The sequence below is a fragment of the Carboxydothermus islandicus genome (assembly GCF_001950325.1).
GTDB lineage: Bacteria > Bacillota > Z-2901 > Carboxydothermales > Carboxydothermaceae > Carboxydothermus > Carboxydothermus islandicus.
Map to the genome: position 1 here is coordinate 1 of NZ_BDJL01000030.1, position 18423 is coordinate 18423.

The 18423-nt window shown below is 39.0% G+C and carries 19 protein-coding genes; 1 reads left to right on the plus strand and 18 read right to left on the minus strand.

Going from position 1 to position 18423, the window contains the following annotated elements:
* Positions 1 to 97: 97 nt before the first annotated feature.
* The 7 genes from ciss_RS04725 to ylxM are packed head-to-tail and all read right to left on the minus strand — an operon-like array spanning position 98 to position 4247.
* A complete protein-coding gene (locus ciss_RS04725; RefSeq protein ID WP_075865146.1) occupies positions 98 to 685 on the minus strand; it encodes an RNA methyltransferase in 588 nt (195 codons plus the stop codon).
* A gap of 2 nt (positions 686 to 687) precedes the next feature.
* Positions 688 to 1449 (minus strand): tRNA (guanosine(37)-N1)-methyltransferase TrmD, encoded by a 762-nt coding sequence (trmD, locus tag ciss_RS04730; protein ID WP_075865147.1) that lies wholly within the window; start codon positions 1447 to 1449, stop codon positions 688 to 690.
* A 4-nt stretch (positions 1450 to 1453) separates the two neighbouring features.
* Entirely contained in the window at positions 1454 to 1966 is a 513-nt protein-coding gene (gene rimM / locus ciss_RS04735) for a ribosome maturation factor RimM (RefSeq protein WP_075865148.1), read from the minus strand.
* A gap of 41 nt (positions 1967 to 2007) precedes the next feature.
* Positions 2008 to 2235 carry a KH domain-containing protein gene (locus ciss_RS04740; protein ID WP_075865149.1) on the minus strand — a complete coding sequence of 76 codons (228 nt, stop codon included), beginning with the start codon at positions 2233 to 2235 and terminating at the stop codon, positions 2008 to 2010.
* Positions 2236 to 2253: 18 nt separating this feature from the next.
* Positions 2254 to 2514 carry a 30S ribosomal protein S16 gene (rpsP, locus tag ciss_RS04745; RefSeq protein ID WP_075865150.1) on the minus strand — a complete coding sequence of 87 codons (261 nt, stop codon included), beginning with the start codon at positions 2512 to 2514 and terminating at the stop codon, positions 2254 to 2256.
* A gap of 36 nt (positions 2515 to 2550) precedes the next feature.
* The gene (gene ffh, locus ciss_RS04750) at positions 2551 to 3891 is read right to left on the minus strand and encodes a signal recognition particle protein (RefSeq protein ID WP_075865151.1); all 1341 of its coding nucleotides are present in this window, start codon (positions 3889 to 3891) and stop codon (positions 2551 to 2553) included.
* Positions 3892 to 3905: 14 nt separating this feature from the next.
* Positions 3906 to 4247 (minus strand): YlxM family DNA-binding protein, encoded by a 342-nt coding sequence (ylxM, locus tag ciss_RS04755; protein WP_075865152.1) that lies wholly within the window; start codon positions 4245 to 4247, stop codon positions 3906 to 3908.
* Between the two features lie 49 nt (positions 4248 to 4296).
* Here ylxM and ciss_RS04760 point away from each other — a divergent pair, with 49 nt between their 5' ends.
* The gene (locus tag ciss_RS04760; protein ID WP_439951267.1) at positions 4297 to 5709 is read left to right on the plus strand and encodes an aspartate aminotransferase family protein; all 1413 of its coding nucleotides are present in this window, start codon (positions 4297 to 4299) and stop codon (positions 5707 to 5709) included.
* Here the strand turns inward: ciss_RS04760 and ciss_RS04765 are convergent.
* Genes ciss_RS04765 through fabG form a run of 11 tightly spaced genes read right to left on the minus strand, consistent with a single transcriptional unit; the run spans position 5699 to position 18422 of the window.
* Positions 5699 to 6871, minus strand: a complete 1173-nt coding sequence (locus ciss_RS04765) for a class I SAM-dependent rRNA methyltransferase (protein WP_075865154.1) — start codon at positions 6869 to 6871, stop codon at positions 5699 to 5701. The two genes, ciss_RS04760 and ciss_RS04765, sit on opposite strands and share 11 nt — an antisense overlap.
* A gap of 5 nt (positions 6872 to 6876) precedes the next feature.
* On the minus strand, positions 6877 to 8178 hold the full coding sequence (locus tag ciss_RS04770) for an amidohydrolase (protein ID WP_075865155.1): 1302 nt from the start codon (positions 8176 to 8178) through the stop codon (positions 6877 to 6879).
* 6 nt (positions 8179 to 8184) lie between these two features.
* Entirely contained in the window at positions 8185 to 8817 is a 633-nt protein-coding gene (locus ciss_RS04775; RefSeq protein WP_075865156.1) for a class II aldolase/adducin family protein, read from the minus strand.
* Between the two features lie 15 nt (positions 8818 to 8832).
* A complete protein-coding gene (locus ciss_RS04780; protein ID WP_075865157.1) occupies positions 8833 to 10068 on the minus strand; it encodes an adenosylhomocysteinase in 1236 nt (411 codons plus the stop codon).
* A 26-nt stretch (positions 10069 to 10094) separates the two neighbouring features.
* Positions 10095 to 10892 carry an S-methyl-5'-thioadenosine phosphorylase gene (gene mtnP, locus ciss_RS04785; RefSeq protein ID WP_075865158.1) on the minus strand — a complete coding sequence of 266 codons (798 nt, stop codon included), beginning with the start codon at positions 10890 to 10892 and terminating at the stop codon, positions 10095 to 10097.
* 27 nt (positions 10893 to 10919) lie between these two features.
* Positions 10920 to 11831 (minus strand): signal recognition particle-docking protein FtsY, encoded by a 912-nt coding sequence (gene ftsY, locus ciss_RS04790; protein ID WP_075865159.1) that lies wholly within the window; start codon positions 11829 to 11831, stop codon positions 10920 to 10922.
* 33 nt (positions 11832 to 11864) lie between these two features.
* Complete coding sequence (gene smc, locus ciss_RS04795; protein ID WP_075865160.1) at positions 11865 to 15422, minus strand: chromosome segregation protein SMC; 3558 nt, start codon at positions 15420 to 15422, stop codon at positions 11865 to 11867.
* Positions 15423 to 15425: 3 nt separating this feature from the next.
* Complete coding sequence (gene rnc, locus ciss_RS04800; protein ID WP_075865161.1) at positions 15426 to 16133, minus strand: ribonuclease III; 708 nt, start codon at positions 16131 to 16133, stop codon at positions 15426 to 15428.
* A gap of 4 nt (positions 16134 to 16137) precedes the next feature.
* A complete protein-coding gene (gene fabF / locus ciss_RS04805) occupies positions 16138 to 17376 on the minus strand; it encodes a beta-ketoacyl-ACP synthase II (protein ID WP_075865162.1) in 1239 nt (412 codons plus the stop codon).
* 53 nt (positions 17377 to 17429) lie between these two features.
* A complete protein-coding gene (locus ciss_RS04810; protein WP_075865163.1) occupies positions 17430 to 17663 on the minus strand; it encodes an acyl carrier protein in 234 nt (77 codons plus the stop codon).
* Between the two features lie 15 nt (positions 17664 to 17678).
* A complete protein-coding gene (fabG, locus tag ciss_RS04815) occupies positions 17679 to 18422 on the minus strand; it encodes a 3-oxoacyl-[acyl-carrier-protein] reductase (RefSeq protein ID WP_075865164.1) in 744 nt (247 codons plus the stop codon).
* Position 18423: the final 1 nt, after the last annotated feature.

The window sequence follows — 18423 nt, forward strand, 5'->3', positions numbered from 1 at the left end:
TCTTTTGTTCCTGCTCCTTAAAACCGCTGTTTTTCGCCCTACTTTGGGGTAATTTTATTTTTGGGTTTGTGTTTATACCTTATTTGGCGCGGTTCTCTCAACTTAGCAATTTACTCTTACAAAACCATTCTTCCCCCAAAAGGCGATCTAAAATAATTGCTACCGCACTTCTAACACTTAAATGGTTATAATCGGTAGGTCCGTATATCGGTTCTAAAATATAGGTTGTACTTTCCATTACCTCCCGGGTCAGTCCCCATCCGGTACCAAAAAGTAAAAGATACGGATTTTCATCCTCCTTAATCTTTTTCCGTAAAAAATTATAACTTACCGTGTTGGGATATACGCGCGCATCAGTGCTTACAGTTAATGGTTTTTTTCCTTCAATTTTTTCAATATCAAGCACTACATCTTCTAAACAATCGACCAGTTTTACAATACGAAAGGCTTCCTTACGGTCGGGATTATAACTGGCCCCGTAGCCCTCCTGCCAAAAGTTTAACACTTTGTTTATTAATTGCTTCATGGTAGATGAAGGATGCACAATATAATAATTTTTTATACCGTAAGTCCGCGAAGAACGAGCAATGTCATGGATATCCAGATTGGTAACCGATGTAGTCACAACTTCTAAATGCTTGTTATAAACCGGATGATGGACGAGGGCCAGGTAAACATTGCCCAATCCTATTCGCTCCTTTCTGGGATCTCGTCGATTAACATCGCCAATTCAAAAAAGCCCTGCCATAAAAGGATTTTTTCCTCTTTGGTAAGCCCTCTTATTTTGAGTAAATCCCGGCGCCGAAAAAACGTATTTAGAAGGGATTGTTTTTTCCGCCATAAATCTATTTTTTTATGATTTCCCGAAAGCAAGACCTCCGGAACTTCCAGCCCTCGGAAATTTCGAGGACGGGTATAGTGAGGATACTCTAAGAGCTGGTCACTAAAACTTTCCTCCTCGGCCGATACTTCATCCCCCAACACTCCGGGAACCAGGCGAGCCACCGCATCGATAACTACCATGGCGGCAATTTCGCCGCCGGTTAAAACGTAATCACCAATCGAAATTTCTTCATCAACAATTAACTGGCGAACTCGCTCGTCAATGCCTTCATAGTGACCGCAAATAAAAATTAAATGTTCTTTTCGGGAAAGCTCCCGGGCAAATTTTTGATTAAATTTCCTTCCCTGGGGTGAGAGCATAATGGTAAAGGAATTGTTCTTGGGAATTGCTTCGTAGGCGTTTATTACAGGTTCAACTTTCATTACCATACCGGCACCACCACCATAAGGTTTATCATCGGCTTGATGATGCCGGTCGGTAGTAAAATCGCGAATATTAATGTAGTTTATTGTTATTATCCCTTTTTCTTGGGCCTTTTTTAAAATACTGCTATTAAGGGGTCCGTTAAACATTTCAGGAAAAAGAGTTAAAATGTCTATTTTCATTATTTTATTCCTCCAACATCCCCGGCAAAAGTTCGACCTTGATAAAACCTTCAGGCAAATTTACCTCTTTAACAAAAACCTTAATAAAAGGCAGGAGCAATTCTTTATCATGGATCGTGTCAATAACTAACAAATCATTAGCAGGATTTTTTATAACTGTACGAATTACGCCTATTTTTTGGGAGTTCAAATCATAAACGGTAAGACCTTTTAATTGAAAAAGGTAAAACTCATTTTCTTTAAGTTGGACAATTTCGTTTTTGGGAACTTTCAGGTAACCAAAAATTAACTTATGTGCCTCTTTAAGATCATTAATTTCCATAAACTTTACCAATATTCGCTCTGCCTGTAATTGCACCTCTTCAATACGCAGGGGAAAAATATCATCTTCTTTTTCCCAGAATACCCTTTCGGTACTTAAAAACCTCTGAGGATGATCAGTTAAGGGTTCTACTTTTACCCAGCCATCAATCCCAAAGGTTCCAAGAACGTAACCTATAGCAATTAAATTATTCATTCCCCATCACCTTTTAAAAAAAAGGGGCAAAAAGCCCCTTTTTATACTATCTCTAAGATTACTTTCTTTTTTTCTCTGGAAGCTGCAGCCTTAACCAGTGTCCGTAAGGCTTTAGCAATTCTACCTTGCTTACCAATAATTTTTCCCACATCTTGAGGTGCAACTTTTAATTCAATTAAGATAGCTTTTTCGCCTTCGGCAACAGTTACCACCACTTCATCCGGATTATCAACCAATGATTTTGCTAATACCTCAACTAATCCTTTCATAAGTCCACCTCGCGGTGTCTATTTTTGCTGAAATTTTTGTAAAACCCCGGCTTTTCTTAGAAGAGCGCGAGCAGTCTCGGTTAGCTGGGCACCTTTTTTCAGCCAGTCCAGAGCTTTTTCTTCGTTAATAACCACTACCGCCGGCTGCTTCACCGGGTCATAATAACCAATCTCATCAATTACGCGACCATCCCGCGGCGAACGGGTATCGGCCACTACTACCCGATAAAAGGGGTTTTTCTTTGCTCCCATTCTCTTTAAACGAATTTTTACTGCCATTGTTTCACCTCCCTTATTAGGTTTCCAATTGCTATTTTATGAAAAGAAGGGAAATTTAATTTTTTTGCCCTTTTTTAACTGTTTCTCCATACCACCAAACTGTTTCATCATTTTTTTCATCTGTTCAAATTGCTTTAGTAACCGGTTGACCTCCTGAATCGAAGTTCCGCTACCTTTAGCAATACGCTTTTTGCGGCTACCATCAATAATTTCCGGCTTTCTTCGTTCTTCAGGAGTCATGGAATAAATAATAGCTTCAATGTGTTTTAGCTCTTTTTCATCCACCATCCCGGCAATATCTTTTACTTTACCCATCCCCGGAATCATTCCCAGCAATTGCTCTAACGGCCCCATCTTCTTTATTTGTTGCAGGGAATCTAAAAAATCTTCTAAGTCAAAATCCCTGCTTTTTAATTTTTCTTGCATTTTTAGAGCTTTTTCCGCATCAATAGCAGCCTGTGCTTTTTCAATCAGAGTTAAAACGTCGCCCATGCCCAGAATACGGGAGGCCATACGATCTGGATAAAAGGGTTCTAAATTTTCAATTTTTTCGCCCATTCCCGCAAACTTAATCGGGCATCCGGTTACAGCCTTAACCGATAAGGCTGCACCCCCTTTGGTATCCCCATCCAATTTGGTAAGAATTACCCCGGTTAAACCTAACTCTTCGTTAAAACTTTTTGCTACATTAACCGCATCCTGACCGGTCATGGCATCCACAACCAACAGTATCTCGTGGGGACTCACTTCCTCTTTTATTTTTTTAAGCTCATCCATTAATTCTTCATTGATGTGCAAGCGCCCTGCAGTATCAATTATGACGTAATTTTTTAAGTTAGATTTGGCAAAATTAATCGAAGCTTTGGCAATGTCTACCGGTGACTGCTCTCCCATAGTAAAAACCGGCACGTCAATGGCATCACCTAAAACCTGGAGCTGTTTGATTGCCGCCGGCCGGTAAATGTCCGCAGCAACCAAGAGCGGTTTTTTTCCTTGTTTTTTCAAGAAATGAGCTAACTTGGCAGCGGTAGTAGTCTTGCCGGCCCCCTGCAAGCCCACAAGCATAATAATCGTTGGAGGCGAACCGGCATCATTTAATTTTGCATTGGTTTTTCCCATTAAATTTATTAATTCTTCATGAACAATTTTTATTACCTGCTGCCCCGGGGTTAAACTTTCCAGTACTTCATGACCAACTGCTTTTTCTTTTACTTTAGCAATAAAATCTTTGACCACCTGAAAATTAACATCAGCTTCCAAAAGAGCTATCCGCACTTCTCTAAGTGCCAGATTAACATCTTCTTCGGTTAATTTACCTTTACCTTTTAACTTTTTAAAAACTTCCTGAAATTTATTTGACAGGTTTTCAAAAACCATTTCATCCGCTCCCGCTAATCAAATAAGTTTTTAATTTCTTCAAAATAAGGAACTAAAAGTTTATAGTTATCTTCTCCTAATAACTCTTGCATTTTCGTAAGGATATTGTTATACTGGGCCATTTTTTGTTCATTTTTTCTTAATAAACCAAGTTTTTCTTCATAAAGGTTTAACTGTCGAATAGCCCGTTGTAAAATATCATAGACTCCCTGACGGCTTATTTTTAAATACTCGGCAATTTCCGCTAAAGACCAATTTTCGATATAATAAAGTTCAAGAATTTCCCGTTGTTTTTCGGTTAATAAACCTCCATAAAGTTCCAGCAAGCTTCCGTTTCGGGCAAATTCATCAATCATTTTTTCACCTGTCAAGTATTTAACCTTTACAGTAGTATTTTATTTATATATACTTAAATTGTCAAGGAAAAAAGAAGGAGGCACAAAAATGGAACTTATTACCTTAGAGCAAGCTTTAACCTTAACCCGTCAGGATATCCGGGACCTCTACCGTGAATATGTTAACGAAAGTTTAGCAACCCTTTTAAGTTTGTTAGAATTTGATAAACAGTTTGTTAAAGCTAAGGGAACAATAGTTTGGGATAATGAGGGGAATGCTTATCTCGACTTTTTAGGAGGTTATGGTAGCTTAAACTTTGGTCATAACCCAGAGGAAATCTGGAATGCGGTAAAATTGGTGGAAGAGCTACCCAATCTCTTGCAGGCCTCGATAGGTCAGTTAATTGGAGCAGCAGCCTACAATCTGGCAAAAATAACTCCCGGTAATTTAAAACGGGTATTCTTTTGCAATTCCGGAGCAGAAGCGGTAGAAGGAGCGCTAAAGCTTGCCAGAATTTATACCGGGCGTCCGGGCATCGTATATGCTCACAATTCTTTTCACGGAAAATCTTTTGGCGCCCTTTCCGTTACCGGTAGGCAAAAGTACCAAACACCTTTTACCCCGCTCTTACCCGAATGCTATCCTGTAACCTTCGGGGATTTAGACGAATTGGAGAAGATCTTAAAATCTAAAGCCATCGCTGCATTTATTGTAGAACCAATTCAAGGTGAGGGTGGCGTTGTTGTTCCTCCGCAAGGTTATTTAAAAAATGCCTTAGAACTTTGCCATAAATACGGAGCTCTTTTAATAGTTGATGAAATCCAAACCGGTTTTGGTAGAACGGGTAAACTCTTTGCGGTAGAATATGACGAAATTGTTCCCGATATCATGTGTGTAGCTAAATCTCTGGGCGGTGGAGTTATGCCCGTAGGTGCTTATATAACCACCGATGCTATCTGGAAAAAAGCTTACGGTTCTACCGATAAAGCAACCCTCCATACTTCTACTTTTGGGGGAAATACAAAAGCAATGGCTGCAGTTATCAAAGCAATTGAGCTTTTAGTGAAGTGGGATTTAGCAAAAAGAGCCAAAGAGCTTGGTGATTACTTATTGAGCCAGTTAAGTTCACTGCAAAACTCCTATCCCTTGATAAAAGAAGTCCGCGGTAAAGGCCTTTTAATTGGGCTCGAATTCAACGAACCCCGGGGCTTATTAAATAAAATTCCCGGGCTAACAAATCTCGCCCGGGAGTATACCGGCAGCTTTGTCGCTGGACTGTTAATGAATAAGCACAGGATTATTACCGCATATACCCTGAACAATCCTAATGTAATCCGCTTAGAACCACCTCTTATTGTAGAAAAAGAAGAATTGGATAAGTTAATCTATGCTTTAAAGGATATCTTTGAAAGTCACAGTAGCTTTTTAGGGGTAGCATCGGCCAACCTTAAAACGGTTTTCGGCTCCCTTTTTAAGAGATAACTTGTAAAATGAAAAACTTTAAATAATACGTTTCGGGTGAGGAGAGGAGCATCGGGTGATCTTTAGCTTGCCGCCGGGCTTCAATAATCCTCACTCTTTTTTTGGCATCAAACGCAGCCTCAGAAATCACATTCCAGAATAAATCTTCGGTTAAATGATAAGAACAGGAACTGGTGACTAAAATACCCCCTTCATTTAAAAGCTTTAAGGCCCTTAGATTTATCTCTTTATAACCCCTTACGGCACCCGGTAAAGCTTCTTTACTTTTGGTAAAAGCAGGAGGGTCTAAAATTACAATATCAAAATTTGCTTTGTTCTTTTCCAGTTCGCGCAGGTAGTCAAAACAGTTCGCCTCGACAAAGAAAATTCTATCTTCAAATCCGTTTAACACCGCATTTTCCCGGGCCCGGGTTATCGCCTCAGAAGAAATATCTACCCCAATTACTTCTTTTGCTCCAAACCCGGCAGCATAAACGGAAAAAGCTCCTGTATGGCAAAAACAATCCAGTACTTTTTTACCTTGGAAAAAAGGCTTTAAAGCTAACCGATTTTCTCTCTGGTCCAAAAAATAGCCGGTTTTATGACCTTCTTTTATATTCACCGAAAATTTAAAACCATTTTCATTAATTACCACCAATTCCGGTACTTCTCCAGCTAAGAGTCCGGTTGCAAGGGGTAGTCCCTCCTTGGTCCGCACCGGAACATCGCTTCTTTCATAAATACCCCTGGGTTTTATAACTTCCATTAAGGCCTCAACGATTAACGGTTTTAACCTTTCAATCCCGTAAGTTAAGCTCTGCAAAACTAAGTAATCACCAAAACGGTCCACAATTAAACCGGGAATTTGATCGGCTTCTCCGTAGATTAAACGATAAGCATCGGTATTGGAAACTGCCAAGGAACGATACTGAAAAGCTTTAATTATTTTATTTTTGATCCAGTCATAGTTTATTTCTTCATCATGAAAAGACATCATTCTTACCGCAATTTGGGAATTATTATTATAATACCCAATTCCTATAAAACGATTGTTATGATCCAAAACCCGAACCAATTCCCCCGGAGAATACGGGTACTGTTCAGCTAACTCGGTTTTATAAATCCAGGGATGGCCGCTGTAAACCCGATGGGTTCTCCCTTTTATTAGACGTACCGATTGCACTTTATCTACCCCGCTACTAATTTTAATCCGCGTTTATTTGCTTCAAATTTAATTTTTTCCTCATCAAGACGTGTTAGCTGTCTCTTTTCCATGATAATTTCCCCATCGACAATTACCGTGTCCACATCGGCTCCTTTGGCCGAGTAGGCAATTAAGTTAAAAATGTTGTGCCGGGGATAAAAATTGGTTTCATTGGTATTAAGTAAAATTATATCGGCTTTATATCCTTCCTGAAGTAAACCAATTTCCGTTAACCCCAGGGCCCTGGCACCCAAACTCGTTGCCATTGCAATAGAGGTTTTGGCGTTTAAAGCTTCCGGATTCATGTTGCTTACTTTTTGTAAGTAAGAAGCCGCACGTAATTCTTCAATCATGTCCAGGTCATTGTTACTTGCAGCCCCATCGGTACCCAATCCTACTAAGACCCCGGCTTCTAACATTTTTACCACCGGAGCAATTCCCGAAGCTAATTTCATATTGCTTTGGGGATTATGAATGGCACCGACCTGATAACGCTTGAGAATTTGAATTTCCTCGTCATCGACATGTACCAAGTGGGCTCCTATGGTTTTTACCTCAAATAAACCTAAGCTTTCTAAATGTCTGACCGGTGTTGTGCCATATCTTTCCTTGATAATGCTTATTTCATCTAAAGTTTCGCTAATATGGATATTTATCGGAACATTTAATCTTTTTGCTTCCACAATTACATCCCGTAAGAATTCCGGGGGACAAGTATATGGAGCATGAGGCGCCAATGCGGTAGTTATCCGACCGTTGGCCTTCCCCTGCCAGTTTTTAATAAAATCCACACTTTCCTTAAGCCCCTTTTCACCGTTTGCCGGGTCTAAAGCAACCATGCCCCGGCTTAATACAGCCCGGATACCGCTTTGCTCAACGGCATGAGCAACTTCATCCATGAAAAAATACATGTCGCAAAACGTAGTAGTGCCGCTCTTAATCATTTCCACTATTCCCAAAAGACTTCCCCAATAAACATCTTCACCGGTTAAACGGCTTTCACTGGGCCAAATAACATTATTTAACCAGTCCATTAAAGGAAGGTCATCGGATGCTCCCCGAAATAAGGTCATGGCTACATGCGTATGGCCGTTAATTAAACCCGGTAAAGCAACTTTATTTCTACCGTCAATTACTTTCAAATTTTCTTTTTCCTTTACCTCAAAATCTACACCGATTTTAGAAATCCGGTCTCCCTCAATTAAAATATCGCTTTCAACCGCTGCAAACCTATTTAAGTCTAAAACCGTAGCATTTTTTATTAGGATTGTCAATTCGTTCACCATCCCCGGTTAAAAAAGTTTTTTTAGGTAATTAATTTCATCCGAACTTAAAGTATGTGGTTTTCGTACCTTTAATGCCGCTAAATAAATTTCCGCACATTTTTCTACAATTCGACAAAGGTTAAAGCAAACATCAAGATTTTCTCCCATGGTAATAAGACCGTTATTGGCCAGTAAAAAAGCATTATTGGCAAAAGCTTTTTCCTTGATTTCTAACAAATAACTTTCAGAATCAATATAAACCGAATTAAGTAAGGGAACCTCTTTTCCAATTGCCCGAACCATTTCCGGCAAAATAACCGGCAATGGTTCATGTAATACCGAAAGAGCAGTACTGTGTACGGGGTGAGCATGGATTATAGCCCTGACATCGGAACGAACATTATAAATCTGCCGGTGCAGCTTTAAATTAAACTTTGCCTGATTTTCTCCTTCTAAAATATTCCCCTCCATATCCACTATTAAAACATCAAAGGTACTTAAACATGCCATATCCGGAGTAAGGGGAGTAATAACTACCACTTTCTCTTCCGGTATATACACACTTAAACTACCCCAGTTATAAAACATTAACCCGTACTGGCAAAGTTTTTGCGTTGTTTTAACTATCTTTTCCTTAATCCTTTCAACACTTAGTTTCATTTAAACCCCTTCTCTTTAACCAAATAAATATTCTTTTTGGTCTTCGGTTAACTCGTCTATTTCGATATTGAGCGCTTTTAATTTATATAGAGCAACTTTTTCATCAAGTTCGTTTGGTAAATTATAAACTTTAGGTAACAATTCGCCATGTTTTTCTATAAGATACAAAACCGCTAAGAGCTGTAATGAAAACGAAAGATCCATAATTTCCGCCGGATGCCCTTGTCCCGCTGCCAAGTTTACCAAACGACCTTCGGCAATAACGTTGAGCTGCCGACCATCAGGAAGGATATAGCCGGTTATCTTTGGCCTTACTTCGCGGATTTCCACTGCCATAGCTTTTAATTCATCAAGGTTGATTTCCACATTAAAATGACCGGCATTGGCAAGAATTGCACCGTTTTTCATTACTTCAAAATGTCTTGCCCGGAACACATCTTTACAACCGGTAACTGTTATAAAGATATCTCCTATTTTTGCAGCGGTTAGCGAATCAGTAACTTCAAAACCATCCATAAAAGCTTCTAAGGCACGAATGGGATTAACCTCTGTAACAATCACCCGCGCCCCCAGTCCCCGGGCTTTTTGTGCTACACCTTTACCACACCAACCGTACCCGGCAACCACAAGATTCTTTCCGGCAATTAATAAGTTGGTAGTAGCCATAAGGGCCGCCAGAGATGATTCCCCGGTACCGTAACGGTTATCAAACATGTGCTTAGTTAAAGCATCATTTACCGCAATCATAGGAAATTTTAAAGCCTTGTTTTTTTCCAAAATCCGCAAGCGATGGACGCCTGTCGTTGTTTCTTCCGCACCACCAATTACGTTTAGCGCCAAATCCGGGCGAACATGATGCAAGATGTGAACCAGGTCTCCTCCATCATCAATAATAATATCGGGTTTAATTTCTAAAGCTTTTATTAAATGTTCTTCATACTCCGAAGGTGAAGCTCCATGCCAGGCAAAAACTTCTAAACCCTCTTCTACCAAAGCGGCAGCAATCTCATCCTGGGTTGAAAGGGGATTTGAACCGGTCACGGCAACTTCTGCTCCAAGATCTCGCAAAATTAAAGCGAGGTAAGCAGTTTTAGCTTCCAAATGGATACTCATCGTAATCTTTTTCCCGGACAAGGGTTTTTTGCTAATTAATTCATTTTTTAAATAATTCAAAACCGGCATGTAATTTCTGACCCAGTTAATTTTTTGCTGCCCTAAAGGAGCAAGCGTTCTATCCCTAATGATGCTCATAAAATTCTCCCCATTTCCCTGTTTTTTTATTTCCCTAACTGACTTTGACCACTTACTGCCCTTTGACACCAGCAGCTCCGGTCGGGATCAAGGTTCTCAATAGTTTTAGCAATAAGGTTCTTCAATTGTTCACTTTTAGTGGTCATCATTTCAACAACTTCTTCATGGGTTAAAGGATTAGGTGAAATACCCGCGGCAAAGTTGGTCACCAAGGAAATAGAAGCATAACACATTTCGGCTTCCCTTGCTAAAACAACTTCCGGAACGCTGGTCATTCCCACCAGGTCTCCCCCTAACTTGGCAAACATTTTTATTTCCGCCGCTGTTTCAAAACGCGGGCCTTCGGTACAAACATAGGTACCCGAGGGATGTACTGTATATCCAAGCTCTTTTGCAGCATTATAAATAATTTTTCTCAATTCTGGACAATAGGGTTCGGTAACATCGGTATGAATTACACCCCGTTCTCCACCATCATAAAAGGTATAAATGCGGTTTTTCGTAAAATCAAGAAACTGGTCAATTAAAACAAAGTCGCCACCTTTCATATTTAAATTTAAGGAACCAACGGCCGTCGTTGCAATAATTTGTTTCACTCCCAGCATTTTTAATCCCCAGATATTAGCCCGGTAATTAATCAGGTGGGGTGGAACCGTATGTCCGGCTCCATGGCGTGGAAGGAATGCCACCCTTTTACCTGAAAGTTCGCCTACGGTAACTTCAATGTCACCATAAGGCGTAGTTACTTTTTCTTTGGTAAGATTATTCAACATTTTTGGGTCATAAACACCGGTACCACCAATTACTGCTATTTTTACAGACATCGTAAACTCCTCCTTGTGGTTTATTTTTTAAGATGCAAATAACGCTTCAACAAATTCTTGGGGATCAAAGGGTCTTAAATCATCCATTTTTTCCCCAACCCCGATAAATTTTATTGGAATCTGGTAACTGCTTTTTATGCCTATTATAACACCGCCTTTAGCGGTTCCATCCAGTTTCGTTAAAACTAAACCGGTCAAATCCAGGGCTTTGTTAAAATACTCCACCTGACTAAAAGCGTTCTGTCCGGTAGTAGCATCCAAAACTAATAAAACCTCATCAGGAGCACCCGGTAACTCTCTTTCCACTACCCTTTTAACTTTTCTTAGTTCTTCCATTAAATTTGTTTTTGTATGAAGCCTCCCAGCGGTATCAATAATTAAAACATCGATTTTTCGGGCAATGGCAGCCTTAACAGCATCAAAGGCTACCGCTGCCGGATCTGAACCTTCTTTTTGTTTTATTACCTGACAACCTACCCTATTCCCCCAGATTTCCAATTGCTCGATGGCAGCAGCTCTAAAAGTATCGCCAGCTGCTAACAATACCTGCTTTCCCTGTTGTTTGAAGTAGTAAGCTAATTTCCCGATAGTGGTAGTTTTACCTACACCATTTACCCCAACCACTAAAATTACCAGGGGAGTTCTGGCGACATTCTTCAGTTTATTGTCTCCCGTTTCTAAAATTTTTAAGATTTCTTCTTTTAACACCTGCTTTAATTGTTCACTATCGGTAATCCGCTGTTCTCTTGCCGTTTTTCTTAGCTTTTCCACCAGCTCAAGACTTGGTTTAACCCCCACGTCACCTTCAATCAGTATTTCTTCTATTTTCTCAAAACTCTCCTCATCAACCGTCGATTTCTTTAAGACATCCTCAATTTTAGCTACGATGTTCTGCTTGGTTTTAATTAAACTCTCTTTTAAGCGGTCAAAAAATCCCAAACTTCATCACCTGCCATTACATCAGCTTTTTTCTTACCCTGCTTTAATATTTTCCATGGGAAGCGAAAGAACTTTGGAACAGCCATCTTGCATACTAATACCAATTAACTTGGTACAAACTTCCATACTTCCCCGCCGGTGGGTGATAAGGACCACCTGGTTTCTTTCACCAATTTTTTTCAGGTAAGCGGAAAAACGCTGAACATTTGCTTCATCTAAAGCGGCATCAATTTCATCCAAAACGCAAAAAGGTGATGGTTTTAAATTAAACAGGGCAAAAAGTAAAGCTATTGAGGTCAGAGCCCTTTCGCCCCCGGAAAGAAGACCCAGTGATTGGCGTTTTTTTCCCGGAAGCTCCACAATAATTTCAATTCCCTCTTTTTGCTCCCCTCCAACAACTTTTTCTAAGGAAGCACGTCCTCCCCCAAATAGATCTTTAAATACTAAATCAAACTCTTCGTTAAGTAACTTTAAAAACTCGTCAAACCTTTGCTCCATTTCCTCGGTTAATTGGTTTAAAAGTTTTTCTAATTGTTCTTTAGCCTCATTTAAATCATTTTTTTGCTGATTTAAAAAGTTAATGCGTTCTTGTAGCCGCTTTACCTCCTCAATTACAAAAAGATTTACCGGGCCCAACCCTTGAATTTGCTTGTAAAGCTCCTCAATTTCCCTTTCCTCAATATGAACCGGTTCTAATTTTAATATTTCCTCATCCTCCAACACTATATCGTATTTTTCATTTAATAACAACTTTAACCTATTGATTTCCTGTAAAAGGTTGCGCTGTTCCGTTTCCAAACGCGAAATCTCGGTAAAATGTTTTTGGGTTAGTTTTTGTGTTTTTGTCAGAGTCGCTTGCATATAAGAAAGCTTATCCTTTAATTTCTCATGCCTATTTTTAATCATTTCAAAATATTTTTTACTCACCGAAAGTAAATTTCCATGGGCCACAATCTTGCGCTCTAAAGTTAAAAAATCTCTTTTAAAAACTAAAATTTTATTTTTTAACTCCAGGGCTTTTTTAGCACTTACCTTTTGTCTTCCATAAAGTTCTTTTTTTTGTAGACTTTTTTCATTTATAAGGTTAAAAATATTTTCCAGCGCCTTTTCTAATTGTACCTGCTGTAATGTTAGTTCTTGATAGTAATTTTGATTTTCATTTATTAAAGCATTTATTTTGCTTATTTCCTTTTCAAGAAAAGCAATCTTTTCTTCTAATTCTTTTTTAAGAGAAATAAGATCATTGATTTGGTGTTCCCTATTTTCTTTTTCCATCAATAAATTTCGTTTTTCCATATTATATTTTTCTAACTGCCCTTTTAACTCAATTATCCTGCTTTCTATTAACTTCCTTTTATCTATGATATTTTGTTCTTTTAAATCGGCCTCGGTTAGCTGAGCTTCTATATTACTTAGCTTTTCCCTAATTAATTTTATTGTTGCGGCAATATCCTCCTGTTTTGTTAAAACTGCACCTAATGCCTCTTCAACTTCATTATTTTTTTGTAAAAGCTCCTCAACCTGTTTTTGAATTAATTTCATTTCATTCTTTCTTTGTAAAACCGACCCAGTTTGATTAAAACTACCTCCAATAATAATTCCCCCGGGAAGCAGCAATTCTCCTTCAAGACTCACTACTTTATAACGATGTTTAGTCTTTTTTGCAATGATTAAGCAGGACTGATAATCCTTTCCTATCAGAACTTTACCTAAAAGACTCTCATAAGCTTTAGAAAGCTCTTTGGGAAAAGAAATTAAATCAAGGGCAGTACCTATAAAACCATCACTCTCGGTTAAATTGCTAAAGTCATCTTTTAAACTTCCCCCATCCAGTAAATCAAGAGCTAAAAAAGTTATTCTTCCAAGATTTTTTAACTTTAAATATCTTATAATACCTTCTAAATCCTGAAAACTTTTTACAATAACATTTTTTATTCCCGCACCCAAAGCAGTTTCAACTGCTAATCGGTATTTTTCATCAACTTCTAAAAATTCTCCAACAGTTCCTAAAATATTTTCCGAATTTGGAAGAACACCGCTTCTTTTGGCCTCAAATAAATTTTTTACGTCTTTTCCGTAGCCTTCATAACTCTCTTCAAGCTTAGCTAAAATTTGTAAGCGGGCAATATTTTCATGATATTTTTTTTCCAAAACCTTTTTTTCGTTTTGTAGGATTAAAATATTTTTAGCTAATAAATTTAATTCTTCTTCCAGTTTTTTTTGTTTATTTTTTAACTCTTCCCTTAGTTCCCGATTTTTTTTCTTAAAATCTTTTAAGTTTTTAAGAGTATTTTCGATTTCACCAATTTCTTTAGTTAGTTCATATATTTCCTTTTCAATTTTTAAAGAATCGTTAGTTATGCGTGTTAAAGAGTCAGAAATAAAGTTAATTTCATTTCTTAACGATACTTCACGAAAATTTAACTCAAATTGTTCATCTTTACAATTTTCCAAGCTCTTCTTTAATTCCAAAAGTTTGCCTTCGTTTATCCCGAGCTTCTGCTTCTGCGCTTTAAGATTTCTGGTAATTTCCCTTTCTCTGGATTTTAAATCCGTTACTTGCCTCTGGTATGAATTTAATGCTTGATTTATCTCAACTAATTTCTTGCCGTTTTCTTTAATTTGTTCTTTTAAGCTTTTAAGCTCCAGCAAAAGGCGATTTTCTTCTTCCTGTTGATATTTTTTGCTGCTATCAAGCTTCTCCAAACAGCTTTCTAAGTTTAAAACAATTTTTTGCATGTTATCACTGAAAAGAGCTAAATTTCCTTCCTGGGAAAGAAGCTTGGCAAAACTTGCTTCTATGCGGTTACTCTGGTCCTGATTCTTTTCAATAAGATTATGTAACAGGGTAATTTTTTCTTCGTTTTTCCGAACATTATCCAGTAAATTTTTTATTTTTATTCCATAGTAATTTTTTGCTTTAAAGGTAAGTTTTTCTTTTAAAGTTAAATATGTTTTTGCTTTAATAACATCCTGTTCTTTAGCCTGTAATTGGTTAATTAACTCGCAGGTCAAGTCATTAAGCCTGATAATACCGTTTTGGGTTTCCAACAGCTTTTTCTTTGCCTCCAACTCCCGCATCCTGTAACGGTTAATTCCCGCAGCTTCTTCCAAATAACTTCTCTTTTCTTCCGGTGACGAAAACAAAATCTCATCCACCTGGCCTTGACCTATAATGGCATAGCCATGCTTTCCAAGCCCAGTATCCACCAATAATTCGTGAATATCTTTAAGTCTGCAGGGTGATTTGTTTATGTAAAATTCACTTTCTCCGGAACGAAAAAAGCGCCGTGTAATTGCTATCTCATCGTAAGGCAAGGGAAAATACTTATTACTGTTGTCTAAAATTAATGTTACCTCAGCCATTCCTACCGGTTTTTTTCCCTGGGAACCGGTAAAAATTACATCCTGCTGCCGCTCAGAACGTAAAATCTTTGTTTTTGTTTCTCCCAAAGCCCAGCGAATTGCTTCCGCAACATTACTTTTACCGCTGCCGTTTGGTCCCACAATACCCGTTATAGAAGGTTCAAAAGTTATTTCCGTTTTTTCCGCAAAGGATTTAAAACCCTGGATAACTACTTTTTTTAACACATATTAAACCTCCTTCTCGTTTCTTAAAAGCTCCAGGGCCTTTTTAGCGGCTTCCTGTTCAGCTTCTTTTTTTGACTTTCCCCTACCCGTAGCAATCAGCTTATCGTTTATAATGACCCCAGCGGTAAAAATTTTTTGGTGGGGAGGGCCTTCCTCCATTAAAATTTCATACCGTAAAACGTTGTTTTTTTCTTTCTGCAAAAGTTCTTGCAGAGTGGTTTTTTCATCTTTGGGTAATTGTTCGAGATTTTCCGGTTTTAGTTTTTCTCCGTAAAGCCGGGTAATAAAGTTAAAAGCAGCTTCGATTCCGCAATCAAAATATACTGCTCCAATTACTGCTTCTACTGCATTAGCTAAATTCGACATCCTTTGGTTTCCTCCTGCTTTAAATTCACCTTTTCCCAGACGTAAAAATTTATCGAGATTAATTTTAAAAGCGAGCTCATACAATGATTCAGCACAAACCAAGCGGGATCGAAGTTTTGTTAAGTCTCCCTCGCTTTTCTGGGGAAAGGTTCGAAATAAATAATCGCTAATAAAAAGTTCTAAAACTGCATCTCCCAAAAACTCAAGCCGTTCATTATGCTCTACACCTTCTTCGGGATGTTCAAAAGCATAGGAAGGATGGGTTATGGCAGAAAGTAAAATACTGGGGTTATTAAAATTAAACCCCAGAATTTTTTCCAAGGATATTAAATTTTCATTATCCATGGTATCACCCGTTAAATTTTTTTACAATTAAGCTTACATTATGGCCGCCAAATCCTAAGGAGTTGGAAAGAGCAGCTTTTACCAGCACATCCCGACCGGTATTGGGAACATAATCAAGATCCAACCCTTCTTCCGGTTCATCGCAATTTAATGTTGGAGGAACTTGATTGAAAAACACTGCCAAAATCGAATAAATGGTTTCTATCCCGCCGGCTGCTCCTAATAAATGCCCCGTCATCGATTTCGTTGAACTAACCATCAGCTTATAAGCATGCTCGCCAAAAACTTTTTTTATAGCAAAAGTTTCTACTTTGTCATTTAAAGGCGTTGAAGTCCCGTGGGCATTAATGTAATCGATATCTTCAGGATTTAACCGGGCATCTTTTAAAGCTAACTCCATTGCTCGGGCTGCACCTTTTCCTTCAGGATCCGGAGCGGTTATATGGTAAGCATCGCTCGTAACACCATATCCCACAATTTCTCCGTAAATTCGTGCTCCGCGGGCCAGGGCGTGCTCCAGAGTCTCTAATATCAGAATTCCGGCACCTTCCCCCATTACAAATCCGTCCCGGTCTTTATCAAAAGGCCGGGAAGCTTTTTCCGGCTCGTCATTTCTCGTAGACATAGCTTTCATAGAACAAAACCCGGCAAACGAGAGAGGAGTTATCGCTGCTTCAGCACCACCAGCAACAGCAATATCAACCTCGCCCCTTTGTAAATAGCGAAAAGCATCCCCCACCGCATTTGCTCCCGATGCACAGGCCGAAACAATTGTTTCATTGGGCCCGGTTAGGCCAAAGGTAATTGCAATCTGCCCCCCAGCCATGTTGGCAATCATCATAGGTACAAAAAAGGGACTAACCCGGTCTGGCCCCTTCTCCCGTAGAACAGCGGCCTGCTCCTCCAGAGTTTTTATCCCACCAATTCCGCTCCCAATAAATATTCCTGCTCTTTCAGGATTAATTTTACTAAGGTCAAGCCCTGCATCTTCAATTGCCAATTTAGTTGCCGCAACAGCAAACTGGGTAAAACGGTCCATGCGCCGGGCTTCTTTTTTATCAATAAACTTTAAAGGGTCAAAATCCCTAACTTCAGCAGCAATACGGGTTGCAAACCCCGTAGTATCAAACGAAGTTACTTCTCTAACCCCCGATACCCCATTCATTAAGTTATCCCAATTCTCCTTTATCCCAATGCCAAGCGGGGAAATTAGACCTAAACCTGTCACAACAACCCTTTTCATTTTTTCACCTCTTTTAAAAAAGTCCCGGGAAACAATTCCGCGGGACTTTAAATTTAAATTCTATCTTGAATATAGTTAACAGCATCCCCTACGGTGCGAATTTTTTCCGCATCTTCATCGGGTATCTCTAATTCAAACTCCTCTTCAAAAGCCATAATTAACTCCACAATGTCCAATGAATCCGCTCCAAGGTCATCAATAAACGAAGCTTCCAAAGTAACTTCATCTTCTTCAACTCCTAATTGGTCCACGATAATTTTTTTAACCCGTTCAAACACTCCTGCCATAAGTTCACCTCCTTCCTACAACACCATTCCGCCATCCACAACAATTGTTTGCCCAGTTATATAGCCTGCGCCTTCGCTTGCCAGAAATAACACCGCCGCTGCCACATCATCGGGGGTACCCAGTCTTTCAGCAGGGATGGCGTTAAGTAAAGCTTCTTTTACTTTTTCGTCTAAGTTCTCGGTCATATCTGTTTTTATGTACCCGGGCGCAACGGCATTAACGGTTATTCCTCTGCTGGCAAGCTCCAAGGCTACAGCTTTGGTAAAGCCGATTATAGCGGCTTTACTTGCAGCGTAATTGGCTTGACCGGCATTTCCTTTAATGCCAACCACTGAACTGATATTAATTATTCTTCCAAACCGCTGTTTTAGCATTATTTTGGCAGCTTCTCGGGTTACAAGAAAAGTTGAATATAAATTTGTTTTTATGACTGAGTCAAAGTCGTCATACGACATGCGTAAAAGCAGTTTATCTTTGGTAATACCCGCATTATTTATAACAATATCAATTTTGCCAAAAGTTGCTACTAACTCTTTAAAAATTCTCTCAACTTCTTCTTTTTGGCTGACATCACCTTTTAAAAGAAGAACATCAGCCCCCTTGCTTTTTAACTCATCTTTTAACTGGCCGGCCAGCAAATCGTTACGAGCATAGTTTATTCCAACTTTTGCTCCCGCCAGAGCAAATTTTTCGGCTATTTTACGTCCGATACCGCGGCTTGCTCCGGTAACCAGAACAACCTTACCGCTAAAATTCATT